Annotated in this window: 21 protein-coding genes; 17 read left to right on the forward strand and 4 right to left on the reverse strand. The window is 54.0% G+C overall.

All coding sequences use genetic code 11. The annotated features are described in order from the left end of the window. Positions 1-61 precede the first annotated feature (61 nt). Complete coding sequence (locus ACR8BF_RS06280) at positions 62-1,279, reverse strand: pyridoxal phosphate-dependent aminotransferase (RefSeq protein ID WP_179895215.1); 1,218 nt, start codon at positions 1,277-1,279, stop codon at positions 62-64. Positions 1,280-2,239: 960 nt separating this feature from the next. On the opposite strand from ACR8BF_RS06280, the gene lrhA reads away from it, so the two are divergent. The 15 genes from lrhA (at position 2,240) to ACR8BF_RS06355 (ending at position 19,546) form a co-directional block, all read left to right on the forward strand. After that, positions 2,240-3,163, forward strand: coding sequence for a transcriptional regulator LrhA (lrhA, locus tag ACR8BF_RS06285; protein WP_150010546.1), 924 nt, complete (start codon positions 2,240-2,242; stop codon positions 3,161-3,163). 638 nt (positions 3,164-3,801) lie between these two features. Further along, a complete protein-coding gene (locus tag ACR8BF_RS06290) occupies positions 3,802-4,245 on the forward strand; it encodes an NADH-quinone oxidoreductase subunit A (protein WP_010258058.1) in 444 nt (147 codons plus the stop codon). A gap of 15 nt (positions 4,246-4,260) precedes the next feature. Then, on the forward strand, positions 4,261-4,938 hold the full coding sequence (locus tag ACR8BF_RS06295) for a NuoB/complex I 20 kDa subunit family protein (RefSeq protein WP_003854245.1): 678 nt from the start codon (positions 4,261-4,263) through the stop codon (positions 4,936-4,938). 113 nt (positions 4,939-5,051) lie between these two features. Then, entirely contained in the window at positions 5,052-6,851 is a 1,800-nt protein-coding gene (gene nuoC / locus ACR8BF_RS06300) for an NADH-quinone oxidoreductase subunit C/D (protein WP_179895216.1), read from the forward strand. 2 nt (positions 6,852-6,853) lie between these two features. Then, positions 6,854-7,369, forward strand: coding sequence for an NADH-quinone oxidoreductase subunit NuoE (gene nuoE / locus ACR8BF_RS06305; RefSeq protein WP_033733367.1), 516 nt, complete (start codon positions 6,854-6,856; stop codon positions 7,367-7,369). 2 nt (positions 7,370-7,371) lie between these two features. Next, a complete protein-coding gene (gene nuoF, locus ACR8BF_RS06310; protein WP_179897017.1) occupies positions 7,372-8,712 on the forward strand; it encodes an NADH-quinone oxidoreductase subunit NuoF in 1,341 nt (446 codons plus the stop codon). Between the two features lie 112 nt (positions 8,713-8,824). Next, on the forward strand, positions 8,825-11,548 hold the full coding sequence (gene nuoG, locus ACR8BF_RS06315) for an NADH-quinone oxidoreductase subunit NuoG (protein ID WP_434745729.1): 2,724 nt from the start codon (positions 8,825-8,827) through the stop codon (positions 11,546-11,548). Beyond that, positions 11,545-12,522: an NADH-quinone oxidoreductase subunit NuoH gene (nuoH, locus tag ACR8BF_RS06320; protein ID WP_003854240.1), complete on the forward strand. Its 978-nt coding sequence runs from the start codon at positions 11,545-11,547 to the stop codon at positions 12,520-12,522. Before nuoG ends, nuoH begins: the two co-directional genes overlap by 4 nt. Before the next feature lie 11 nt (positions 12,523-12,533). Further along, positions 12,534-13,076 carry an NADH-quinone oxidoreductase subunit NuoI gene (gene nuoI, locus ACR8BF_RS06325; RefSeq protein WP_003854239.1) on the forward strand — a complete coding sequence of 181 codons (543 nt, stop codon included), beginning with the start codon at positions 12,534-12,536 and terminating at the stop codon, positions 13,074-13,076. 10 nt (positions 13,077-13,086) lie between these two features. Further along, positions 13,087-13,638 carry an NADH-quinone oxidoreductase subunit J gene (gene nuoJ, locus ACR8BF_RS06330; RefSeq protein ID WP_010258075.1) on the forward strand — a complete coding sequence of 184 codons (552 nt, stop codon included), beginning with the start codon at positions 13,087-13,089 and terminating at the stop codon, positions 13,636-13,638. Then, positions 13,635-13,937, forward strand: coding sequence for an NADH-quinone oxidoreductase subunit NuoK (gene nuoK / locus ACR8BF_RS06335; protein WP_003854236.1), 303 nt, complete (start codon positions 13,635-13,637; stop codon positions 13,935-13,937). The genes nuoJ and nuoK overlap by 4 nt, the downstream gene beginning before the upstream one ends. Continuing rightward, complete coding sequence (nuoL, locus tag ACR8BF_RS06340) at positions 13,934-15,769, forward strand: NADH-quinone oxidoreductase subunit L (RefSeq protein ID WP_313697963.1); 1,836 nt, start codon at positions 13,934-13,936, stop codon at positions 15,767-15,769. Before nuoK ends, nuoL begins: the two co-directional genes overlap by 4 nt. A 210-nt stretch (positions 15,770-15,979) precedes the next feature. After that, positions 15,980-17,500, forward strand: a complete 1,521-nt coding sequence (gene nuoM / locus ACR8BF_RS06345) for an NADH-quinone oxidoreductase subunit M (protein ID WP_010258081.1) — start codon at positions 15,980-15,982, stop codon at positions 17,498-17,500. Positions 17,501-17,506: 6 nt separating this feature from the next. Next, positions 17,507-18,964 carry an NADH-quinone oxidoreductase subunit NuoN gene (nuoN, locus tag ACR8BF_RS06350; protein ID WP_003854230.1) on the forward strand — a complete coding sequence of 486 codons (1,458 nt, stop codon included), beginning with the start codon at positions 17,507-17,509 and terminating at the stop codon, positions 18,962-18,964. 123 nt (positions 18,965-19,087) lie between these two features. After that, entirely contained in the window at positions 19,088-19,546 is a 459-nt protein-coding gene (locus tag ACR8BF_RS06355; RefSeq protein ID WP_434745730.1) for a GNAT family N-acetyltransferase, read from the forward strand. 32 nt (positions 19,547-19,578) lie between these two features. Here the strand turns inward: ACR8BF_RS06355 and ACR8BF_RS06360 are convergent, their stop codons facing one another. After that, entirely contained in the window at positions 19,579-21,237 is a 1,659-nt protein-coding gene (locus ACR8BF_RS06360) for a glucan biosynthesis protein D (protein ID WP_434745731.1), read from the reverse strand. 335 nt (positions 21,238-21,572) lie between these two features. On the opposite strand from ACR8BF_RS06360, the gene elaB reads away from it, so the two are divergent. Continuing rightward, complete coding sequence (elaB, locus tag ACR8BF_RS06365; protein WP_434745923.1) at positions 21,573-21,884, forward strand: stress response protein ElaB; 312 nt, start codon at positions 21,573-21,575, stop codon at positions 21,882-21,884. A gap of 241 nt (positions 21,885-22,125) precedes the next feature. Then, positions 22,126-23,322 (forward strand): nicotinamide mononucleotide deamidase-related protein YfaY, encoded by a 1,197-nt coding sequence (locus tag ACR8BF_RS06370; protein ID WP_434745732.1) that lies wholly within the window; start codon positions 22,126-22,128, stop codon positions 23,320-23,322. A gap of 140 nt (positions 23,323-23,462) precedes the next feature. Here ACR8BF_RS06370 and yfaE read toward each other — a convergent pair whose 3' ends face one another. Continuing rightward, complete coding sequence (gene yfaE, locus ACR8BF_RS06375; protein ID WP_010258095.1) at positions 23,463-23,723, reverse strand: class I ribonucleotide reductase maintenance protein YfaE; 261 nt, start codon at positions 23,721-23,723, stop codon at positions 23,463-23,465. Between the two features lie 2 nt (positions 23,724-23,725). Further along, a complete protein-coding gene (nrdB, locus tag ACR8BF_RS06380; protein WP_179895222.1) occupies positions 23,726-24,856 on the reverse strand; it encodes a class Ia ribonucleoside-diphosphate reductase subunit beta in 1,131 nt (376 codons plus the stop codon). Positions 24,857-24,918 lie beyond the last annotated feature (62 nt).

The following is a 24,918-nucleotide window of genomic DNA, read 5'->3' on the forward strand; positions in this document are numbered from 1 at the left end:
CTGTTGGCAGGCAGGGGAGAGACAGGCTCTCCCCAAATAGCGTCAGTATACGCGGGCAGGATTACTGACGATAGCCTTGCAGGAAGCGACCAAATTTATTAATCGCCATCTCAAGATCGTCGACGCGCGGCAACGTAACGATGCGCAGGTGATCGGGCCACGGCCAGTTAAAAGCACTGCCCTGAACCAGCAACACTTTCTCCTGTAACAGAAAATCCAGCACCATCTTCTGATCGTCGAAGATGTTGAATTTTTTGGCATCAATTTTAGGGAACATGTAGAGCGCGCCCTGCGGCTTCACACAGCTGACGCCAGGAATATCGTTGATCAACTCCCAGGCGCGCTGGCGCTGTTCGTAGAGACGACCGCCAGGCATGATAAATTCGCTGATGCTCTGATAGCCGCCCAGTGCCGTCTGAATCGCATGCTGCGCCGGTACGTTGGCACACAGACGCATGGAGGCGAGCATTTCCAGCCCTTCAATATAACCTTTCGCGTGTTTCTTCGGCCCGTTCAGTACCATCCAGCCCTGACGGAAACCGGCCACGCGATAGGTTTTGGAGAGGCCATTGAACGTCACGGTCAGCAGATCGGGTGCGAGAGCCGCGATGCAGTGGTGCTGTGCGTCGTCGTAGAGAATCTTGTCATAGATCTCATCGGCGAAAATAATCAGGTTATGCTGACGCGCAATTTCAACCACCTCTAACAGCAACTCTTTGCTGTAAACCGCACCGGTAGGGTTATTCGGGTTGATAATCACAATGCCACGTGTACGCGGTGTTATCTTGCTGCGGATATCATCCAGATCAGGGAACCAGCCTGCTGACTCGTCACACAGATAGTGCACTGCTTTACCACTGGAGAGGGAAACGGCCGCCGTCCATAACGGATAGTCGGGTGCGGGCACCAGCATTTCGTCGCCGCTGTTCAGTAACGCCTGCATCGCCTGCACGATAAGCTCTGAAACACCATTACCAATGTAGATATCTTCTACCGTGACATCGCGCATATCGCGTGCCTGGTAATGCTGCATGATGGCTTTACGGGCGGAATAGAGACCCTTGGAGTCACAATAACCCTGAGAGCTGGGAAGGTTACGAATGACATCAACCAGGATTTCATCCGGTGCTTCGAAACCAAACGGCGCCGGGTTGCCGATGTTCAGTTTCAGAACTTTATTACCTTCCTCTTCGAGGCGCTTAGCCTCTTTTAGTACCGGGCCACGGATGTCATAGCAGACGTTATCGAGTTTTCCGGATTTATCAATTTTAAAAGTCATTGTTACCGCCTTATGGGCAGAATCCTTTTGGCTGCCACAGAAATCGAACCAGCACAATGTACTCTCCTCACGGTCACAAAAGAAGGGTGCCGCCCCGTTTTGGCGGGTTTAACAACTTTTTGCACAGTGCGCAGCGTAAAAAATAATGGTTAAAGCCTGGTCTGGTTAATAAAACTATAAATAGGTGTTAAGGCAGTATTTTAACTTGTCCAAAGCGCGGCTGAGACGACATCTGGCTCTGGCATTATGAAAGCTATCTGGAAGTTATCGAATTGAAACTTTTCTTTGCACCCGAAATATACCCTTAGAGAAATAGTTAAATGATATTGTATTAATGTTCATTTTTTGGACGATTTTATAACGTGCGTAATGATTACGCCTTAACGCTGCTTAAGAGTGCCGCATTTAAGGCCTTGTGATTGCCGGAAAAGTATCAAAAGAACCCCTTTGTCCGGCATACAAATCGCAGGATAGTGAGCACTACTTAACACTTCCGCACTAAATTTCAGAACATTGAAGGCTTAAAAAGTGATCAATAATATGGCATAAGGGTCCAGAAATGCCTTTAACGCAAAATTTACAGCGCTTTTCACAAAATCATTTCCATTTTGAAGTCAAAAATGATTAAGTATAATTTATTATTTAATGCACTAAGCCGCTTCGTCTTGATAGCCCGCAAAGTGCGATTTTTATCCCGCCCGAGTCTTTCTGGCGGGAATAAGACAACTACGCAGCTTCCTGCATTTGCGCACCCAGCGCCATCGGTTCAGAAGTTGTATCTGTCTTGACTAGCGTGGTGACCCCTTCCGGTGAGTCATTTGCGCAGGTTCCACATAAAATTTTTTTGTGTCAGTCTTCACACAGGACTGTCATTAAGCACCATTACTGCTTATCACTTTGATAAGCTTGTAATAACACCAGGGTAGTAGTTCGTAAAAATCTTATAAGTGAAGAAAAAACATGACTAATGCAAATCGTCCGATACTGAATCTCGACCTCGATCTGCTGAGAACCTTCGTTGCCGTTGCGGATTTGAATACCTTTGCAGCTGCCGCTGCAGCGGTCTGCAGAACCCAGTCAGCAGTCAGTCAGCAGATGCAGCGTCTGGAGCAATTGGTAGGTAAAGAGCTGTTTGCCAGACATGGACGTAATAAGCTGTTAACAGAGCACGGCATCCAGCTTTTAGGCTATGCGAGAAAAATTCTTCGTTTTAACGACGAAGCCTGCACATCTCTGATGTACAGCAACATACAGGGCGTCCTGACCATTGGGGCCTCTGATGACACTTCTGATACTATTTTGCCGTTCCTGTTAAACCGGGTGACCTCGGTTTATCCGAAACTGGCAATCGATGTGCGGGTTAAACGTAATCCATTTATGATGGAAATGCTCAATCAGGGTGAAGTGGACCTGGTTGTGACAACGTCCAGCCCGGGCAATTTCACCTATCAGGTGCTGCGTACTTCACCCACGTTGTGGTACTGCGCAGCGGACTACATCTTCCAGCGCGGTGAAGCCATTCCACTGGTGCTGCTGGATGAGCCAAGTCCTTATCGTGATATGGCCATTGATCATCTCAATGAAGCCGGTATTCCGTGGCGCATCTCTTACGTCGCTTCCACACTGGCTGCAGTGCGGGCCGCAGTGAAAGCGGGTCTGGGCGTAACTGCACGTCCGGTAGAGATGATGAGCCCGGAACTGCGTGTTATGGGTGCGGCTGAAGGTCTGCCTGTTCTGCCGGATACTCAGTATCTGCTGTGCCGTAATCCTGACAGCGATAATGAGCTGGCGCTGGCTATCTTTAATGCCATGCAGTCCACCAATGACCCGTATAACCTGAGCAATAATCCAGAAGGGACATTGCTGCTGGATGACGAAGAGTAATTTCGCTAACGTGTTCTACTCAGCATCCGCGTTGTTGTCTTAACAAACGCTTATAAATAGGCCTCTCATTTCCCTTACAGAATGAGAGGCTTTTTTTATCTCTGACTTCCTTCAGACACTTTCATCTGCCCCCGCCCTGATGTAATCCCCTCAATGAATTTCACTGCCTCACAAATTGAAATCTGCCATCCACCTGAATGAACCATTTGTTCCGGAATGTTGCTTCAGGTGGAGGAATTTAACGCAAAAAGGGCAAAAGTGTGTTCTGGATCAAGAAAATACCCCTGGTAAGGGGAAGGAAAACAGAGTCATACCTGTCAAAATATGTTTGTTAAATGCACGATCCATGCATGTGAATACCCGCTACACTAAAATTAACCCTACAGACTGAAGCGATTTAGCTGGAAAGCGGGGCATCATTTGTTAATAATATGATGCAGGTGTGAAATAATGTTTGGATACTTTTGTCAAAGTTGACAAAAGGTTATAGAAAGGAGTAAAAAACCCCATTAAATAGCTGTTTATTACGTAATAACAGCGATATTTAAAAGGTTTTTACCCCTTCCCTTGAATCGATGTGGTCAGTTTGCTGCGGGAAACGCGTGCAGGATGCCAGCGCCACTTTTGATGAGTAAGCAATGAGTATGTCAACTACCACCGAAATCATCGCTCAGCACTGGGCGTTTATCGTATTTATCGTCATTGCCTTTGGCCTGTGTGCTTTCATGCTGACCGGAGGATGGCTGCTTGGCGGCAGAGCGCGCGCCCGCTACAAAGACACGCCATTCGAATCGGGCATTGAATCCGTTGGTGATACCCATATCCGCCTGTCGGCGAAATTTTATCTGGTTGCGATGTTTTTCGTCATCTTCGACGTCGAAGCCCTCTTTTTATACGCATGGGCGACTTCAATCCGCGAAAGTGGTTGGATCGGCTTTGTGGAAGCCGCAATTTTCATTTTGGTGCTCCTGGCGGGTCTGGTCTATCTGGTACGCATTGGCGCACTGGACTGGGCTCCAGCTCGCCGTCGCGTGGTAGTGAAAACTACTACGGTCAGCCACACCAATCCTCATAAGCAGTAAAAGAGAGGCAATAAGATGGACTATACGCTCACCCGCATAGACCCGAACGGTGGTGAGAACGACCGTTATCCTCTGCAAAAGCAGGAAATCGTCAGCGATCCGCTGGAGCAGCACGTTCATCGCAGCGTTTACATGGGCAAACTCGAGAATGCCCTGCATGACATGGTGAACTGGGGACGTAAAAACTCCCTCTGGCCTTATAACTTTGGCCTGTCCTGTTGTTACGTTGAGATGACAACATCGTTTACCGCAGTCCATGACGTGGCTCGTTTTGGTGCTGAAGTTATGCGCGCCTCGCCACGTCAGGCGGATTTCATGGTTATTGCCGGTACGCCATTTACCAAAATGGCCCCGGTTATTCAGCGTTTATACGACCAGATGCTGGAGCCAAAATGGGTGATTTCCATGGGTGCGTGCGCCAACTCGGGCGGCATGTATGACATCTATTCGGTGGTGCAGGGCGTCGATAAATTCCTGCCGGTAGATGTCTATATTCCAGGCTGCCCGCCACGCCCTGAAGCCTACATGCAGGCACTGCTGCTGTTACAAGAGTCGATCGGCAAAGAGCGCCGTCCACTTTCGTGGGTTGTTGGCGATCAGGGCGTCTACCGCGCCAACATGCCTTCAGAGCGTGAAAGAAAACGCGGCGAGCGCATCGCAGTAACGAACCTGCGAAGCCCGGACGAAGTTTAAAACCGTATGGATGGAAAACAGCGCCTGCAGCAGAACATCACAATTTAATGCATGGCCCCATCCTGACGCCTTCATTTGAGTGCCTGAGACCAGGCCGGAATGGTGAGTAACGTATGACAGATTTGACCACGCAAGATCTCGCTCAGCCTTCATGGCAAACCCGTGATCACCTTGATGACCCGGTGATCGGCGAGTTGCGTAACCGTTTTGGGCCGGATGCCTTCACTGTACAGCCAACCCGCACCGGCATTCCGGTGGTCTGGGTTAAGCGTGAACAGATACTGGAAATTATCGAGTTCCTGCGTAAATTACCCAAGCCTTACGTCATGTTGTATGACCTGCATGGGGTAGATGAGCGTTTACGTACCCACCGTGCAGGCCTGCCTGCAGCGGATTTTTCCGTTTTCTACCACCTGCTGTCGATTGAACGCAACCGCGACATCATGCTCAAGGTGGCACTCTCTGAAAACGATATGCATCTGCCGACTATCACCCGTCTTTTCCCTAATGCCAACTGGTATGAGCGTGAAACGTGGGAGATGTTTGGTATCACTTTTGATGGTCACCCGCATCTGACGCGCATCATGATGCCGTCGACCTGGGAAGGCCATCCGCTGCGTAAAGATTACCCGGCGCGTGCCACCGAATTCGATCCTTTCACGCTGACTAAGCAGAAAGAAGATTTAGAGATGGAGGCGCTGACCTTTAAGCCTGAAGACTGGGGCATGAAGCGCAGTACCACCAACGAAGACTTCATGTTCCTGAATCTCGGGCCTAACCACCCGTCGGCGCACGGTGCGTTCCGCATTATTCTGCAGCTGGATGGTGAAGAGATCGTCGACTGCGTGCCTGACATCGGTTATCACCATCGTGGTGCCGAAAAGATGGGCGAGCGTCAGTCGTGGCACAGCTACATTCCTTACACTGACCGTATCGAGTACCTCGGCGGTTGCGTAAATGAAATGCCTTACGTGCTGGCGGTGGAAAAACTGGCCGGTATTGTGGTGCCCGATCGCGTGAACGTGATCCGCGTGATGCTCTCTGAGCTGTTCCGCATCAACAGTCATCTGCTCTATATCTCTACGTTTATTCAGGACGTCGGTGCAATGACACCGGTGTTCTTTGCCTTTACCGATCGTCAGAAAATCTATGATGTGGTTGAAGCCATTACCGGTTTCCGTATGCATCCGGCCTGGTTCCGCATCGGTGGCGTGGCACATGACCTGCCACGAGGCTGGGAACGTCTGCTGCGTGACTTCCTGGACTGGATGCCGAAGCGCCTGAAGGAATATGACAAAGCGGCACTGCGTAACACCGTGCTGATTGGTCGTTCTAAAGGCGTTGCTGCTTACAATATGGAAGAGGCACTGGCGTGGGGCACTACCGGTGCTGGTCTGCGTGCGACAGGTCTCGACTTTGACGTGCGCAAATGGCGCCCCTACTCCGGCTACGAAAACTTCGATTTCGAAATCCCGGTCGGCGACGGCGTCAGCGATGCGTACAGCCGTGTTCAGCTGAAGATGGAAGAGATGTGGCAGTCGCTGCGTATTCTTGAGCAGTGTCTTAACAATATGCCAGAGGGGCCGTTTAAAGCGGATCACCCGCTGACCACGCCACCACCGAAAGAGCGTACGCTGCAGCACATCGAAACGCTGATCACCCACTTCCTGCAGGTTTCGTGGGGACCGGTGATGCCAGCCAATGAATCGTTCCAGATGATTGAAGCGACGAAAGGGATCAACAGCTATTACCTGACCAGCGATGGCAGCACCATGAGCTACCGCACCCGCGTGCGTACGCCGAGCTTCCCGCATCTGCAGCAGATTCCTTCAGTAATCCGTGGCAGCCTGGTATCCGACCTGATCGTATATCTGGGTAGTATCGATTTTGTTATGTCAGACGTGGACCGCTAATTATGCACGATCAACACATTGCCATTAAAACGATCGACCCTAACGAGGTCTTCGTGCTGAGTGCGGAAGAGCATCACGCTATTGAGCACGAAAAACACCACTATGAAGATGCGCGTGCAGCCTCAATTGAAGCGCTGAAGATCGTGCAGAAACAGCGCGGCTGGGTACCCGATGGCGCGATTAACGCGATTGCCGACGTGCTGGGTATCCCGGCAAGTGATGTTGAGGGGGTGGCGACGTTTTACAGCCAGATCTTCCGTCAGCCGGTTGGCCGTCATGTGATCCGTTACTGTGACAGCGTGGTCTGCCACATTACCGGTTATCAGGGCATCCAGTCAGCACTGGAGCAGCAGCTGAATATCAAGCCGGGCCAGACCACTGCCGATGGCCGCTTTACGCTGCTGCCGACCTGCTGTCTGGGCAACTGCGACAAGGGCCCAACGATGATGGTGGATGAAGACACGCATGTTCATCTGACGCCGGAAGGCATCCCTGGATTACTGGAGCAGTATCAATGACAATTAAACAGATCATTCGTACTGCTGAAACTCATCCGCTGACCTGGCGGATGCGTGACGACAAGCAACCTGTCTGGCTTGAGGAATATCGCAGCAAGAACGGTTATGCCGGTGCGGAAAAAGCACTGAAAAGCATGTCACAGGATGAAATCGTCACAGCAGTGAAAGATTCCGGCCTGAAAGGGCGCGGCGGCGCAGGCTTCTCTACGGGTTTAAAGTGGAGCCTGATGCCGAAAGATGAGTCGATGAACATCCGTTACCTGCTGTGTAACGCCGACGAGATGGAGCCGGGCACCTATAAAGACCGCCTGCTGATGGAGCAGATGCCTCACCAGCTGGTGGAAGGGATGCTGATCAGCGCCTTTGCGCTGAAGGCCTACCGTGGCTATATCTTCTTACGTGGTGAATACATTGAAGCCGCGGTGCATCTGCGTCGTGCGATTGCTGAAGCGACGGAAGCAGGTTATCTCGGTAAAAACATTCTCGGCACCGGCTTCGACTTTGAGCTGATTGTCCACACCGGTGCAGGGCGTTATATCTGCGGCGAAGAGACAGCGCTGATTAACTCACTGGAAGGCCGTCGTGCTAACCCACGTTCCAAGCCGCCATTCCCGGCGAGTGCAGGCGCATGGGGCAAACCGACCTGCGTGAACAACGTGGAGACCCTCTCCAACGTTCCGGCGATTCTGGCCAACGGCGTGGAGTGGTACAAAAACATCTCTAAAAGTGAAGATGCCGGAACCAAAATGATGGGCTTCTCCGGACGGGTTAAAAATCCCGGCGTCTGGGAGCTGCCATTCGGTATCACTGCACGTGAAATCCTGGAAGATTATGCGGGCGGCATGCGTGACGGACTGAAGTTCAAAGCCTGGCAGCCCGGCGGCGCAGGGACCGACTTCCTGACCGATCAGCACCTGGATCTGCCGATGGAATTTGCCAGCATCGGCAAAGCAGGCAGCCGTCTGGGGACTGCGCTGGCGATGGCCGTCGATCACGAGATCAACATGGTCTCGCTGGTACGTAACCTGGAAGAGTTCTTTGCCCGTGAGTCGTGCGGCTGGTGTACACCGTGTCGCGACGGCCTGCCGTGGAGCGTAAAAATTCTGCGTGCGCTGGAGCAGAAGCAGGGGCAGCCAGGGGATATCGAAACCTTACTGCAACTCTGCCGTCAGCTTGGCCCGGGGAAAACCTTCTGTGCGCATGCGCCAGGTGCGGTTGAGCCGCTGCAGAGTGCGATTAAATATTTCCGTGAAGAGTTTGAAGCTGGCATGGCACCGCAGGTGTTTGGCAATACCCGCGCTATTGGCGGGATCCAGCCGAACCTGCTGAAAGCACGCTGGTAATTCACCAAAGAATACGGAACAGGCCTGGTGCCGCCGCCCCGACAATGTCGTGCGTCGGGGCAAGAATATGATTAACGCTCGTCTCTGACGAGCCTTACGGAAGCATGTCACTATGGCTACAATTCATGTAGACGGTAAAGAGTATGATGTGAACGGAGCGGACAACCTGCTGCAGGCATGTCTCTCTCTGGGCCTTGATATTCCTTACTTTTGCTGGCATCCGGCGCTGGGAAGCGTTGGGGCCTGCCGCCAGTGTGCGGTAAAGCAATTCCAGAATGCCGAAGATACCCGCGGCCGTCTTGTCATGTCCTGCATGACACCGGCCTCTGACGGTACATTCATCTCCATCGATGATGGCGAAGCGAAAGAGTTCCGCGAAAGCGTGGTGGAGTGGCTGATGACCAACCACCCGCACGACTGCCCGGTGTGCGAAGAGGGCGGTAACTGTCACCTGCAGGATATGACAGTGATGACCGGCCACAGCTTCCGCCGCTATCGCTTCACTAAACGTACCCACCGTAATCAGGATCTCGGTCCATTCATCTCCCACGAGATGAACCGCTGTATCGCCTGTTACCGCTGTGTGCGTTACTACAAAGATTATGCCGATGGCAAAGATCTGGGTGTCTACGGCGCGCACGACAACGTCTACTTTGGTCGCCCGGAAGATGGCACGCTGGAAAGCGAATTCTCCGGCAACCTGGTTGAAATCTGCCCGACCGGCGTCTTCACCGACAAAACCCACTCTGAACGCTATAACCGAAAATGGGATATGCAGTTTGCACCGAGCATCTGCCAGCAGTGCAGTGTCGGCTGTAACACCAGCCCGGGTGAGCGTTATGGTGAGTTACGCCGTATCGAAAACCGTTATAACGGCACCGTAAACCACTACTTCCTGTGTGACCGTGGCCGCTTTGGCTATGGCTACGTGAACCGCAAAGATCGTCCACGTCAGCCAATGCTGCTGCGCGGCAACGACTGGGTTACGCTGAATGCAGAGCAGGCGGTCAACGCCGGTGCAGATTTGCTGCGTCAGGCAAAAAAAGTGATCGGTATCGGCTCGCCGCGCGCCAGCATTGAAAGTAACTTCGCCCTGCGTGAACTCGTGGGTGCAGAGAACTTTTCAACTGGTATGCCAGCGGACGAACAGGCCCGCCTTGAACTGATGCTCAACGTCCTGCGTGAGGGCGGTATCTATACGCCATCACTGCGTGAAATTGAAAGTTATGACGCGGTGCTTGTGCTGGGTGAAGACCTGACACAGGTTGGCGCACGAGTGGCACTCTCTGTCCGTCAGGCGGTGAAAGGCAAAGCGCGCGATATGGCCGCTGCGCAGAAAGTCGCCGACTGGCAGATCGCCGCCATCATGAACATTGGTCAGAATGCGAAACATCCGCTGTTTGTTACCCACGTTGATGAAACCCGTCTGGATGATATTGCGGCATGGAGCTATCGTGCGCCGGTTGAAGATCAGGCGCGCCTTGGCTTTGCTATCGCCAGTGCGCTGGATGAATCTGCGCCAGCGGTTACCGATTTCGACAGCAAGCTCAATGGAAAAATGGATGTTGTCGTTCAGGCGCTGGCCGGCGCGAAAAAGCCATTAATCATCTCCGGTACTCACTCAGGCAGCAGCGCAGTCATTGAAGCAGCGGCTAACGTGGCGAAAGCCCTGAAAGCACGCGGCGCAGATGTCGGCATTACTTTGCTGGCGGGGCACGCTAACAGCATCGGTCTGGGCATGATCGGTGGTAATCCGCTGGAGCATGCGCTGGAGCAGCTGAGTAACGGTGAAGCCGATGCGCTGGTAGTGCTGGAAAATGATCTCTATCGGCATGCACCGAAAGCCGTAGTGGATGCGGCGCTGGCTCAGACCACCAACGTTATTGTGGTTGATCATCAGCGCACCGCAACGCTGGAGAAAGCGGGTCTGGTATTATCTACCGCCAGCTTCGCAGAAAGCGATGGCACTTCGATTAACCATGAAGGCCGCGCACAGCGTTTCTTCCAGGTTTACGATCCTGCCTATTACGACAACACTATTGTGATGCTGGAAAGCTGGCGCTGGCTGCATTCGCTGCACAGCACGCTGGAAAGCCGTCATGTGGACTGGACTCAGCTTGATCATGTGATCGATGCCGTGGTTACCCGCCTGCCACAGCTGGCGGGTATCAAAGAAGCGGCGCCTGATGCCAGCTTCCGCATTCGTGGTCAGAAACTGGCGCGTTCTCCGAACCGCAACAGTGGACGTACTGCGATGCGCGCGAATATCAGCGTTCACGAACCGCGTCAGCCACAGGATCAGGACACCATGTTCGCCTTCTCTATGGAAGGGAACAATCAGCCATCGGCTCCGCGTTCGCAGATTCCATTTGCCTGGGCACCAGGCTGGAACTCACCCCAGGCGTGGAACAAGTTCCAGGTTGAAGTAGGCGGCAAACTGCGTCATGGCGATCCGGGCGTGCGCCTGTTTGAAGCCAGCAATAGTGAGTTGCCATGGTTCACCACTGTTCCTGCCGCCTTTGTCAGTGATGCACAGTGGCGTGTGGCGCCTCTCCACCGGTTGTTTGGTAGCGAAGAGATGTCACAGCGTTCACCGGTTTTCCAGCAGCGTATGGCGGAGCCTGCTCTGGTGATTAACCCGGAGGATGCAGCGAAACTGGGCGTCAACAATGGCGCGGCGGTTGAGTTTAGCTGTGCCGGTGAGACAGTGCGTCTGCCGGTCCGTTTTTCGGCGTCACTGCAGGCGGGACAGATTGGTCTGCCGCTGGGCATGCCAGGCGTTCCGCCATTCCTGGCGAACGGTAAAATCGACACTCTGCAGGAGGCGGTGCAATGAGCTGGTTAACACCGGACGTTATCGACATTCTGCTGGCCATTGTTAAAGCCATCGTGATTCTGCTGGTGGTTGTGGCCTGCGGCGCGTTCATGAGCTTCGCCGAGCGCCGTCTGCTCGGCTTGTTCCAGAACCGTTACGGACCCAACCGCGTAGGCTGGGGCGGCTCGCTCCAGCTGGTCGCGGACATGATCAAAATGTTCTTTAAAGAGGACTGGGTCCCGCCGTTTACCGACCGCTTTATCTTTACCCTTGCGCCGGTTATCGCCTTCGTTTCTCTGTTGCTGGCCTTTGCTATCGTGCCGGTTTCGCCAACCTGGATGGTGACAGACCTGAATATCGGTTTGCTGTTCTTCCTGATGATGGCGGGCCTTGCGGTCTACGCAGTGCTGTTTGCCGGCTGGTCGAGTAATAACAAATACTCGCTGCTGGGCGCAATGCGCGCCTCGGCGCAGACCCTGAGCTACGAAGTCTTCCTGGGCCTGTCGCTGATGGGTGTGGTGGCGCAGGCGGGCTCGTTCAACATGAACGATATCGTCAACAGCCAGACGCATCTGTGGAACATCATTCCGCAGTTCTTCGGTTTCGTGACCTTCTGTATTGCTGGCGTGGCGGTGTGTCACCGTCATCCGTTTGACCAGCCAGAAGCGGAGCAGGAACTGGCGGACGGTTATCACATTGAATATGCCGGTATGAAGTTCGGCCTGTTCTTTGTCGGCGAATATGTGGCGATTACCACTGTTTCAGCGCTGATTGTCACGCTGTTCTTTGGTGGCTGGCACGGACCTTTCCTGCCGCCGTTCATCTGGTTCGCCCTGAAAACGGCGTTCTTTATGATGATGTTCATCCTGATTCGTGCTGCGCTTCCGCGTCCACGCTACGACCAGGTGCTGTCATTCGGCTGGAAAGTGTGTCTGCCGTTGACGCTGTTGAACCTGCTGGCGACTGCCGCAGTGATTCTCTACACAGCGCCGTAAGGGGTTAACAAATGACTTTGAAAGATATTGTCGTAGGCTTTGGCACGACAGTTCGCAGTATCTGGCTGATAGGGCTACACGCTTTCGCCAAACGTGAAACTCAGATGTACCCGGAAGAGCCGGTTTATCTGCCACCACGCTATCGTGGTCGTATCGTGTTAACCCGCGATCCGGATGGTCAGGAGCGTTGCGTCGCCTGTAACCTGTGTGCGGTAGCCTGTCCGGTTGGCTGTATTTCACTGCAGAAAGCCGAAACCAAAGATGGCCGCTGGTACCCGGAGTTTTTCCGCATCAACTTCTCACGCTGCATCTTCTGCGGCATGTGTGAAGAAGCCTGTCCAACCACGGCGATTCAGCTGACACCCGATTTCGAACTGGGTGAGTTTAAGCGTCAGGATCTGGTGTATGAAAAGGACGATCTGCTGATTTCGGGGCCGGGTAAATATCCGGAGTACAACTTCTACCGTATGGCAGGTATGGCGATTGACGGTAAAGATAAGGGCGAAGCGGAAAACGAAGCTAAGCCTATCGACGTCAAAGGCTTATTACCTTAAGGAGCAAGGCATGGAATTTGCGTTTTATCTTTGCGGACTGGTGGCGGTGCTGACGACGTTGCGCGTCATTACCCACACTAATCCGGTACATGCGTTGCTGTACCTGATCGTTTCGCTGTTATCGATCGCGGGCGTCTTCTTCTCGATGGGTGCCTATTTTGCCGGTGCGCTGGAGATCATCGTTTACGCCGGTGCCATCATGGTGCTGTTCGTCTTCGTAGTCATGATGCTGAACCTGGGCAAACAGACTGAGAAGCAGGAGCGGGAGTGGCTCAGCCCGTCACTGTGGATTGGTCCGGGCATCGTTTCATTGTTGCTGCTGGTCGTGATGGTCTACGCCATCCTGACGGCAAATGACCAGGGCATTGATGGCACCATCATCGACGCCAAAGCAGTCGGCATCAGCCTGTTTGGTCCTTATGTACTGGCGGTTGAACTGGCCTCTATGCTGCTGCTGGCAGGTCTGGTCGTGGCGTTCCATATCGGTCGTGAAGAGCGTCAGGGCGAAGTCCTGAGTAACCGTAATGCTGACGCCGCTCAGGTGAAAAAGGAGAACGCATGATCCCGTTACAACATGGATTGATTCTTGCTGCCGTGCTGTTTGTCCTTGGACTGACGTCGCTGGTGATACGCCGCAATCTGCTGTTTATGCTGATCGGCCTTGAAATCATGATCAACGCCGCCGCCTTAGCCCTGGTGGTTGCCGGGAGCTATTGGGGTCAGGCCGATGGACAGGTGATGTATATCCTGGCAATCAGCCTGGCGGCAGCGGAAGCCAGTATTGGCCTGGCACTGCTGCTTCAGCTCTATCGTCGTCGTCAGACGCTGAACATTGATACTGTGAGCGAGATGCGCGGATGAATCTTCTCTATTTAACTGTCTTGTTTCCGCTGATCGGCTTTCTGCTGTTAGCGTTTTCCCGCGGTCGCTGGTCAGAAAACCTGTCGGCTACGGTGGGTATGGGATCCGTGGGTCTGGCAGCGCTGACCACGGCAATGATCGGTTTCGACTTCTTCGCCAATGGTCAGCAAGCCTACACCCAGTCACTCTGGACCTGGATGCATGTCGGCAATTTCGACATGAAGGTGAATTTGGCGCTGGACGGCCTGTCGCTGACCATGCTGTCGGTGGTGACCGGAGTCGGCTTCTTTATTCACATGTTCGCCTCCTGGTACATGCGCGGAGAAGAGGGCTACTCCCGTTTCTTCGCCTATACCAACCTGTTTATCGCCAGCATGGTTGTTCTGGTGCTGGCCGATAACCTGATGCTGATGTATCTGGGCTGGGAAGGGGTAGGGCTCTGCTCTTATCTGCTGATCGGTTTCTACTACAGCAATCCGGAAAACGGCAAAGCGGCGATGAAAGCGTTCATCATTACCCGCGTGGGCGACGTCTTCCTGGCATTTGGCCTGTTCATTCTTTACAACGAGCTGGGCACGCTCAACTTCCGCGAGATGATGGAACTGGCTCCGGCGCACTTTGCCGCAGACAACCATATGCTGCAGTGGGCAACGCTGATGCTGCTGGGCGGCGCGGTCGGTAAGTCGGCACAGCTGCCGTTACAGACCTGGCTGGCGGATGCGATGGCAGGTCCGACCCCGGTTTCGGCACTGATCCACGCCGCGACCATGGTGACGGCGGGTGTTTATCTGATTGCCCGCAGTCACGGTCTTTTCCTGCTGACGCCCGAAGTACTGCATCTGGTGGGAATCATCGGGGCAATTACCCTGGTGCTGGCAGGCTTTGCTGCACTGGTGCAGACCGACATCAAACGTGTTCTCGCTTACTCCACCATGAGTCAGATTGGCTACATGTTCCTGGCGCTGGGTGTTCAGGCGTGGGATGCGGCGATTTTCCATCTGATGACGCACGCCTTCTTCAAAGCGTTACTGTTCCTCTCCTCAGGTTCCGTGATTCTGGCCTGCCATCACGAGCAGAACATCTTCAAAATGGGTGGCCTGCGTAAGAGCATTCCGCTGGTCTACACCTGCTTCCTGGTTGGCGGCGCGGCGCTGGCGGCACTGCCGCTGATTACGGCGGGCTTCTACAGTAAAGATGAGATTCTGTTTGGCGCACTGGCTAACGGTCACATCAATCTGATGGTTGCGGGTCTGGTGGGGGCGTTCCTGACCTCTATCTACACCTTCCGCATGATCTTCATCGTGTTCCATGGCGAAGAGAAAATTCATGCGCACGCCGGTAAAGGCATTACCCATCATCTGCCGCTGATTGTGCTGCTGCTGCTCTCCACCTTCATTGGTGCGCTGATTACGCCACCGCTGGCGGGTGTATTGCCAGCCAACGAGTTTGGTGAAGCGGGCAAAGTGGGACTGGAAATCACCTCAGGCGTTGTAGCGATTGTCGGCATTCTGATCGCTGCTGCGCTGTGGCTGGGCAAACGTGAACTGGTTACCCGTATCGCAAACAGTGCGCCAGGCCGCTTCTTCGGCACCTGGTGGTTTGCGGCCTGGGGCTTCGACTGGCTCTACGATAAAGTGTTCGTCAAACCTTACCTGGGTATTGCGTGGCTGCTGAAGCGCGACCCACTGAATGGTCTGATGAACCTGCCTGCGCTGCTGTCACGCATTGCCAACAAAGGCCTGGTGGTCAGTGAGAATGGCTACCTGCGCTGGTATGTTGCGTCAATGAGCCTGGGTGCCGTACTGGTGCTGGCTCTGCTGCTGGTGATTTAAAGATTGATGAGCGGGGCAGGTTAGTTAATCTGCCCATTGAGAATGTCAAAAATTGTCCTGAGCAAGGGCGTTATCGTCGCAGCCAGTTTGGTTACCGCCAGCGCGCAGCAACCGCAGCATACCGAGGTATGTGAGGATTGCAAGTACTGCCGGGAATCAAAATGGCAAGCAAGATAGCCCGAACTAAGACAAAGAAAAGGGAAGTGTGCCGTGTTATTACCTTGGCTAATTATCATACCCTTCGTCGGCGGTCTGATCTGCTGGCTCACTGAGCGCCTTGGCGCGAAGGTGCCACGCTGGATCGCGCTGATTACCATGGGACTGACGTTGGCGCTTTCGCTGCAACTCTGGTTGCAGGGAGGCTATTCACTGACGCAGGCAGCGGGCATTCCGCAGTGGCAGTCAAGTTTCTCCGTTCCGTGGATCCCACGCTTCGGCATCAGCTTCCATTTAGCCATTGATGGCCTGTCGCTACTGATGGTGGTGCTGACCGGCCTGCTCGGTCTGATGGCGGTGCTCTGTTCCTGGAATGAGATCTCAAAGTATCAGGGCTTCTTCCACCTGAACCTGATGTGGATTCTGGGCGGCGTAATCGGTGTGTTCCTCTCCATCGACCTGTTCCTGTTCTTCTTCTTCTGGGAAATGATGCTGGTGCCGATGTACTTCCTCATCGCGCTCTGGGGTCATAAAGCATCAGACGGCAAAACCCGTATTTCCGCCGCGACCAAATTCTTCATCTATACCCAGGCTTCGGGTCTGGTGATGCTGATTGCAATTCTGGGCCTGGTGTTTGTTCACTACAACGCAACCGGCGTATGGACATTCAACTACGAACAATTGCTGCAGACGCCAATGTCGAGCGGTGTTGAATATCTCCTGATGCTGGGCTTCTTTATCGCCTTTGCGGTGAAGATGCCGGTCGTACCGTTGCATGGCTGGCTACCGGATGCACATAGCCAGGCACCTACAGCCGGTTCTGTTGACCTGGCCGGTATCCTGCTGAAAACCGCGGCTTACGGCTTACTGCGTTTCAGCCTGCCGCTGTTCCCGAACGCGTCAGCGGAGTTTGCGCCGATCGCCATGTGGTTAGGCATCATCGGTATCTTCTACGGTGCCTGGATGGCTTTCTCGCAGACCGATATCAAGCGTCTGATTGCTTACACCTCGATTTCGCACATGGGCTTTGTGCTGATTGCCATCTACACCGGCAGCCAGCTGGCGCTGCAGGGTGCGGTGATTCAGATGATTGCACACGGTCTGTCCGCCGCAGCACTCTTCATTCTGTGTGGTCAGCTGTATGAGCGTCTGCATACCCGTGATATGCGTCAGATGGGTGGCCTGTGGTCGCGCATTAAATGGATTCCGGGTCTGTCGCTCTTCTTTGCTGTCGCCAACCTCGGTATGCCGGGCACCGGTAACTTCGTCGGCGAATTTATGATTCTGACCGGCAGCTTCCAGGTGGTGCCGATGATTATCATCATCGCGACCTTTGGTCTGGTGTTCGCCTCTATTTACTCGCTGGTGATGATGCAGCGCGCTTACTATGGCGAAGCGAAATCAAAAGATCCGCTGCCAGGCATGTCGCCGCGTGAGTTTATGACCATCGGTGTTCTGGTGGTGCTGCTGGTGCTGCTGGGCGTCTATCCACAGCCGATTCTGGATACTTCGCACGCTGCCATGAGCAATATTCAGCAGTGGTTTACCGCTTCAATTTCAACTACAAGGCCGTAATTCGCCATGACAATAACTCCTCACCAATTGATTGCGTTGCTACCGCTGTTAATCGTCGGATTGACGGTGGTGGTTGTGATGCTGTCCATTGCCTGGCGACGCAACCACTTCGTTAACGCCACGCTAACGGTAGTTGGCCTGAACCTGGCGCTGCTCTCTCTGTACTTTGTCGGTCAGGTGGGGGCGATGGATGTCACGCCGCTGCTGCGCGTCGATGGCTATTCGATGTTCTACACCGCGCTGGTGATGCTGGCGAGTCTGGCGACCTGCACCTTTGCCTATCCATGGCTGGCGGGCTACCCGGACAACAAAGATGAGTTCTATCTGCTGGTGCTGATTGCTGCGCTCGGTGGAATTGTGCTGGCCAGTGCTAACCATCTGGCCTCACTGTTCATCGGCATTGAGCTGCTGTCGCTGCCACTGTTTGGTCTGATTGGCTACGCTTTCCGCCAGAAACGTTCGCTGGAAGCGGCGCTGAAATACACCATTCTTTCCGCAGCGGCCTCATCGTTCCTGCTGTTTGGTATTGCGCTAATCTACGCTGACTCCGGTAACCTGAGCTTCGTTGCGCTGGGTCAGAGCCTGACGGACAGCATGATTCACGAGCCACTGCTGCTGGTGGGTCTGGGCATGATGATCATCGGTCTGGGCTTCAAGCTCTCCCTGGTTCCGTTCCACCTCTGGACACCAGATGTTTATCAGGGTGCGCCTGCGCCGGTTTCAACCTTCCTGGCTACCGCCAGCAAGATTGCGATTTTTGGTGTCATCATGCGTCTGTTCATGTACGCGCCGGTGACCGACAGCGAAGCGGTGCGCACAGTGCTGGCTATGATCGCCTTCGTGTCGATTCTGTTCGGTAACCTGATGGCGATCTCGCAGAGCAACATCAAGCGTCTGCTGGGTTACTCCTCTATCGCCCACCTCGGTTACCTGCTGGTGGCGCTGATTGCAGTGAAAGATCATCAGCTGTCGCTGGAAACCTCAGGCGTTTACCTGGCCGGTTATCTGTTCAGCAGCCTGGGTGCCTTTGGTGTGGTGAGTCTGATGTCCAGCCCGTATCGTGGCCCGGATGCCGATTCGCTCTACTCTTATCGTGGTCTCTTCTGGCACCGTCCTATCCTGTCAGCGGTAATGACCGTGATGATGCTGTCGCTGGCGGGTATTCCGATGACGCTGGGCTTTATCGGTAAATTTTACGTTATCGCTTCAGGTGTGAGCGCTCACCTGTGGTGGCTGACCGGTGCTGTGGTCGCGGGGAGTGCGATTGGCCTCTACTACTATCTGCGCGTGACGGTCAGTCTCTACCTCAGCCCGCCGGAACTGCATACCCGTGATACCCCGGCTAACTGGGCATTTACGGCCGGTGGTGTGGTAGTCCTGATCTCTGCCATTCTGGTGCTGCTGTTAGGGGTCTACCCGCAGCCGCTGATCAGACTGGTGCAGATGGCCCAGCCACTGATGTAAGCAGATAACTGCCACTGATGAATCAGGCCTCCGGGCCTGATTTTTTTTGCCTGTCAGACGAGGTCATCAGCAGGTGATGCTGACACCGTGCTGATGTAGAGTGTTTGGTTTAAAGGAGAGACCATGAATATTGACTGGCAGGATAAACACCATAGCGCACTCACCACATCAGAACTCTATGCGCTGCTGGCATTGCGCAGCGCCGTGTTCGTGGTCGAACAGCAGTGTGCTTACCTTGATGTGGACGGTAGGGATTTACAGGCGGAAAACCGGCATTTGCTGGGCATGGCGGACAATGAACTGGTGGCCTATGCGCGACTTATCACGCCAGAGGATGAGAACAGCCCGGTGAAAATCGGACGCGTAATCGTTTCAGATCGGGTTCGCGGTGCGCGTCTGGGCAATCGTCTGATGGAGCAGGCGATCAGCAGTTGTCAGCAGCACTGGCCAGGCCGTGACATGTTTCTCTCCGCTCAGGCACATCTGGAAAATTTCTATGGGCAGCATGGCTTTGTGGCGGTGGGGGAGAACTACCTGGAAGATGGCATTCCTCACGTCAATATGCTGAAGAATGCGCCATAAAAAAGGCGAGACCTGAGCCTCGCCTTTTTCCATCAACCCACCGTCATCTGACGGTCATCGACATATTTGCGCTGATCCGGCGCAGGCGGGAAATACTGATAGAGCCAGGTTTCACTCAGCGTCTCATTCTTGCTGCGCAGGAACAGACGCATCTCCACCGGCTCGGTGGAATCGCTGTTCGGATACCAGTCAAACAGAATGCGGTAACCCTTGAGCGGATCGACATACAGAATCTCAACCTGCTTCACGCTGCCGGATGAAACGGTAATGACCGGCTCAATGCCTTTCGGTGCAGCGGCCTGCAGATCACCACCAATAAAATCGATGGCAAAGCGGCGACACCAGGTTTCCGGGAAGTGTTCGCCGGGCGCCCATCCTTCCGGGAAACCACCGATACCGGTTCGGGTTGCATCCACGCGCGCCAGTCCGCTACGCACCGGTGGCAGACCACTCCAGTAAAGCTTGTAGGAGAAGTTCAGCTCGCTGCCCGCTTTTACCGGCTCAGCCGGTTGCCAGAAGCAGACCACGTTATCCAGCGTTTCACCGGTAGTCGGGATCTCCATCAGGTTAATCGCGCCTTTGCCCCACTTGCCGACTGGCTCAACCCACAGGCTCGGACGTTTGTCATACCAGCCAATCACATCCTGATAATCTTTGAAGTCGTGATTCAACTGCAGCAGGCCAAAGCCACGCGGATTCTCATCTTCATAGGCGTTGAACTGCAGACGCTGTGGATTATTCAGCGGACGGGCAATCCATTCGCCTTTACCGGTCCACATTGCCAGACGATCGGAGTCATGGATCTGCGGATGGTAGGTGTTGCACATGCGGCGCTCGTTGGTGCCGCAGCTGAACATACTGGTCATTGGCGAGATGCCAATCTGACGGATCTCTTTACGCGTAAACAGATGGTTTTCCACCTCCATCACCACACGTTTCTTTTCGCAGTGGATGATGAACTTATAGGCACCGGTGACACTGGCACCATCCAGCAGGGCGTAGCAGGTAAATGTCGTATCGTCCGCTTTTGGCGTTTCAAACCAGAAGGCGGTGAAATCGGGGAACTCTTCCTGGCCATTGCTGAAGGTGTTGATCGCGACACCACGCGCCGAGAGGCCGTACTGGTAAGTATCGTCCACCGCACGGAAGTAACTTGCGCCAAGGAAAGAGACGATGTCGCGACGGGCCAGTTCCGGTTTTTTAAAGGCGCGGAAACCGGCGAAGCCGAGGTCTGTTTTGCCCTCCAGCTGCTTCGTATCGACGTTGGCGTTGTTGTAGTTGAACAGTTCGGGGCGGAAGTGAATTTCGCGCGCCTGGCGGCTTTCGCCGTCAACAGAGAACATGCGTATGCGGCGCTTGAAGCCCATACCGACGTGGAAGAACTGCACGTCCAGCTGACGATCGGGCAGGTTATTCCAGAGTGAGTGGTTGGCGTCATACTGAATTTCGTTGTACGCCTGCGGGGTCAGTGTGGCCAGCGTCTCCGGCAATGCGCCTGGTGCACCGCCCCAGGGTTTCTTCGCCAGCGCAGCCGCGTTTTTCTTCAATACGTCGAAATCGAAGCGTACGGCAGTTCCGTCAGCAATGCCATCTTCTGCCCATGCGGATTGCGCAAACAGCGTTGACAGGCCGGTCATGCCGCTGACGGCAGAGAAGGCCATTGACGCTTTCATAAACATTCTTCGATTCATGCCAGAGATCATTCCTTAGCTGTTCGAGGGTGTCGTGACTGTTGTGCAACATGCACTTTCATGGCCCGATAATCACAGGCAACAGAGGGGTACGACAGTAGGGTTACTGGAAAATTCAGTCACGACAAAATTTATCAGATTAATCAAAGAAGCGAAGCGAAATTCGGCGGTTGCCGCTGCGTCTTACACTTCTTTGCGTAGCGAAACGGCGCACAGCCTGCACTGAGCAGGATTAACAGATGAAAAATCAGGGGATTCCTGGAGCAGGAAAACGGCAGAGCGCCAGATTATGTCTATAGTTAATGAACTGCTTTGCAATTCACACGGAGGAAATGATGGTAAATCAGACAAATCAATTCGAATCGGGCCTCGATGACGATATTGCGTTACTGACCGAAACCCTGGAAGAAGTGCTTAAGGCATCAGGCGATCCAGCCGATCAGAAGTACATTGAGCTTAAAAGCAAAGCCGAACAGGCGCTGAACGAGGTGAAATCCCGTGTCAGCCAGGCGTCCGATAGTTACTATTATCGCGCTAAACAGGCGGCTTACCGTGCAGATGATTACGTGCACGAAAAACCGTGGCAGGGTGTGGGTATCGGCGCAACCGCCGGTCTGGTACTCGGTCTGCTGCTGGCGCGTCGCTAATCTCGACTCGCTGTTAAATTTTAGCAGGCATCTGCAGTAAAAAAGCGGCGGGGAAATCCCGCCGTTTTTATTGGTTTTTTAACGTGCACAACATACCCATTTCCCTTCAATCCCGCTTTGCCCTCACTCTCTTTTATGCGCAACGTGCCTTAGGCGCAACGGTGACAAACACGCGTGATGCCGATTGTGTTTCGCATGAAGAATTCCTACAGTAAAGCAAACGTGAAAAGGAGAATCCGACGTGATTAGAGTAGAGATGCTGTCGACCGGGGATGAGGTGCTGCATGGCCAAATCGTCGATACCAATGCCGCCTGGCTGGCGGATATGCTGTTCCAGCAGGGTTTACCGATGACCAGCCGCACCACGGTAGGGGACTCACTGGCGTCGCTAATTGCCACGCTGCAGGCGCGCAGCCATGAAGCTGATGTGCTGATAGTCAATGGCGGCCTGGGGCCAACCAGTGACGATCTCAGTGCGCTGGCAGCGGCCAGGGCCTGTGGGGTGGAACTGGAGATGCAGCAGAGCTGGCTCGAACAGATGGAAGCCTGGTTCGCCAGCCGCGGACGGGTGATGGCGGACAGCAATCGCAAGCAGGCTGAAATCCCGGCCAATGCGGAGCTGATTGATAATCCGGTCGGAACTGCCTGTGGCTTTGCACTGCAACTCAATCGCTGCTGGATGTTCTTCACGCCTGGCGTGCCATCTGAATTTAAGGTGATGGTGGAGCAGCAGATCATTCCCCGTCTGAATGCAAAATTCTCGCCGCCTGAACCGCCGATTTGTCTGCGACTGACCACCTTTGGCCGCGGTGAAAGTGATATTGCCGCCGAACTGGAGCCGCTGGCGTTGCCGGAAGGTGTGGTGATGGGCTATCGCTCATCAATGCCGATTATCGAGATCAAACTGACCGGCCCGGCCAGTCAGCGCGTAGCGATGGAGCAGGTGTGGCAGCAGGTGCGTCTGTTACTGGCGGAGTGCACTATCTTTGAAGGCACGGAAGGCTTACCAGCGTTGCTGGCCCGTGAGCTGGAGCAGCGCGGGGAGTACCTGACGGTCAGCGAGCAATACACTGCCGGGCTGCTTTACTGGCAACTGGCTGCCGCCAGCGTGCCGTTGCGTGGCGCTGACATCCTGGCAGGCCAGCAGGAGACACTGGAGCAGCAGATGACACGCACCCGCAATCTTGCCGTACAGCAGCAGGCAGCGCTGGCGCTCTCTGTGGGTCGTCTGGATCAGGAAGAGATTTCTGTGGCACTGCATACACCGGAAGGCAGTTTTGGCCAGCGCGTGAAGTTCAGCACGGGTCGCTATAATCTGGAGACGCGGCAGAAGGTGGTGGCGATGATGGCAATGAACATGCTGCGCCGCTGGTTACACGGCAGCGAAGTCAGCACCGGTCACGGCTGGATTGATGTGGTTGAAACTGTCAGACAATAATGTCAGTGCAAACAAAACGGGCGCCTGGGGCGCCCGTTTTGTTTCAGTTTGCTGATCAACTTCATGCAGGGCCATTACTGCAGCAAGAGATAAGCTAACCCGATCTCAACGCCAATCAGGCCAGACGTGTCCCATCTCAGTTATAACTCAAGCTCAATCTCGCCTTTAGCTTTGCAGCAGCAGGGCAGGATCTCATCCTGCTGCACAAAGGCCAGCGGCCGCTGAGGGTAATGCACTTCGCCTTTCAGCAGCCGCATCCGGCAGGAGCCGCAGTAACCTTCCCGGCACTGAAACTCCACGCAAAGATTATTCGCTTCCAGCAGCGTCAGCAGATTTGTATGCTCGTCTGTACATTCCAGCCGGGTGCCGGAACTGCGCAGAATAACAACGTCGCGGCTCATGATTAAAGCTGGAAGTCGTCGAAGTCGTTTGCGCCCACTTCAGAATCGATCTGACCGACCAGATAGGAGCTCACTTCCACTTCCTGCGGTGCAACCTGCACGTTGTCAGACACCAGCCAGGAGTTGATCCATGGAATCGGGTTAGAGCGCGTCTGGAAGGGGAGATCAAGGCCAACCGCCTGCATACGGATATTGGTGATGTACTCAATGTACTGGCAGAGAATGTCTTTGTTCAGGCCGATCATTGAACCGCCGCTGAACAGATATTCCGCCCACTCTTTCTCCTGCAGCGCCGCCTTCTTAAACAGCTCGAAGCACTCTTCACGGCACTCTGCCGCAATCTCTTTCATCTCTGGATCGTCTTCACCGCTGCGCAGCAGGTTCAGCATGTGCTGGGTGCCGGTCAGGTGCAGCGCTTCATCGCGGGCGATCAGCTTGATGATTTTGGCGTTGCCTTCCATCAGCTCACGCTCGGCGAAAGCGAATGAACAGGCGAAGCTGACATAGAAACGAATCGCTTCCAGCGCATTGACGCTCATCAGGCAGATATAGAGCTGCTTCTTCAAGGCGCGCAGGCTGACCACAACCGGCTTACCGTTGACCTGATGGGTGCCTTCGCCCAGCTGATGCCAGTAGTTGGTCATCTCAATCAGATCGTCGTAATAGCGAGAGATATCCTGAGCACGCGCCAGAATCTGCTCATTGGTGACGATATCGTCAAACACCACCGCAGGATCGTTAACAATATTACGAATGATATGGGTGTAAGAACGCGAGTGGATTGTTTCGGAGAACGCCCAGGTTTCAATCCAGGTTTCCAGTTCAGGAATCGAGATCAGCGGCAGCAGGGCAACGTTCGGGCTACGACCCTGTATGGAATCCAGCAGTGTCTGATACTTCAGGTTGCTGATAAAGATATGCTTCTCGTGTTCTGGCAGTGCCTGGTAGTCGATACGATCGCGGGAAACATCAACCTCTTCCGGACGCCAGAAAAAGGAGAGCTGCTTTTCGATCAGCTTTTCAAAGATGTCATATTTTTGCTGGTCAAAGCGCGCCACGTTGACTGACTGACCGAAAAACATCGGCTCTTTCAGCTGATCATTTTTGTTCTGTGAGAAAGTGGAGTAAGCCATAAAAGTTGTCCAAAAGTAGACGAAGCCAGGCCTCGTGAAATGAATGAGGCGGGAGCATCTCC

It is taken from the genome of Candidatus Pantoea rara, from assembly GCF_051136265.1.
Classification (GTDB): domain Bacteria; phylum Pseudomonadota; class Gammaproteobacteria; order Enterobacterales; family Enterobacteriaceae; genus Pantoea; species Pantoea rara.

Bases quoted from the DNA above. Each gene is read 5' to 3' on its own strand.
- nuoL (WP_313697963.1), top strand. From the start codon at position 13,934: ATGAATCTTCTCTATTTAACTGTCTTGTTTCCGCTGATCGGCTTTCTG.
- ACR8BF_RS06360 (WP_434745731.1), bottom strand. From the start codon at position 21,237: ATGAATCGAAGAATGTTTATGAAAGCGTCAATGGCCTTCTCTGCCGTC.
- nuoJ (WP_010258075.1), top strand. From the start codon at position 13,087: ATGGAATTTGCGTTTTATCTTTGCGGACTGGTGGCGGTGCTGACGACG.
- nuoG (WP_434745729.1), top strand. From the start codon at position 8,825: ATGGCTACAATTCATGTAGACGGTAAAGAGTATGATGTGAACGGAGCG.
- elaB (WP_434745923.1), top strand. From the start codon at position 21,573: ATGGTAAATCAGACAAATCAATTCGAATCGGGCCTCGATGACGATATT.
- ACR8BF_RS06290 (WP_010258058.1), top strand. From the start codon at position 3,802: ATGAGTATGTCAACTACCACCGAAATCATCGCTCAGCACTGGGCGTTT.
- nuoC (WP_179895216.1), top strand. From the start codon at position 5,052: ATGACAGATTTGACCACGCAAGATCTCGCTCAGCCTTCATGGCAAACC.
- nuoE (WP_033733367.1), top strand. From the start codon at position 6,854: ATGCACGATCAACACATTGCCATTAAAACGATCGACCCTAACGAGGTC.
- ACR8BF_RS06355 (WP_434745730.1), top strand. From the start codon at position 19,088: ATGAATATTGACTGGCAGGATAAACACCATAGCGCACTCACCACATCA.
- nuoK (WP_003854236.1), top strand. From the start codon at position 13,635: ATGATCCCGTTACAACATGGATTGATTCTTGCTGCCGTGCTGTTTGTC.
- nuoI (WP_003854239.1), top strand. From the start codon at position 12,534: ATGACTTTGAAAGATATTGTCGTAGGCTTTGGCACGACAGTTCGCAGT.
- ACR8BF_RS06280 (WP_179895215.1), bottom strand. From the start codon at position 1,279: ATGACTTTTAAAATTGATAAATCCGGAAAACTCGATAACGTCTGCTAT.
- lrhA (WP_150010546.1), top strand. From the start codon at position 2,240: ATGACTAATGCAAATCGTCCGATACTGAATCTCGACCTCGATCTGCTG.
- ACR8BF_RS06295 (WP_003854245.1), top strand. From the start codon at position 4,261: ATGGACTATACGCTCACCCGCATAGACCCGAACGGTGGTGAGAACGAC.
- nuoH (WP_003854240.1), top strand. From the start codon at position 11,545: ATGAGCTGGTTAACACCGGACGTTATCGACATTCTGCTGGCCATTGTT.
- nrdB (WP_179895222.1), bottom strand. From the start codon at position 24,856: ATGGCTTACTCCACTTTCTCACAGAACAAAAATGATCAGCTGAAAGAG.
- nuoN (WP_003854230.1), top strand. From the start codon at position 17,507: ATGACAATAACTCCTCACCAATTGATTGCGTTGCTACCGCTGTTAATC.
- yfaE (WP_010258095.1), bottom strand. From the start codon at position 23,723: ATGAGCCGCGACGTTGTTATTCTGCGCAGTTCCGGCACCCGGCTGGAA.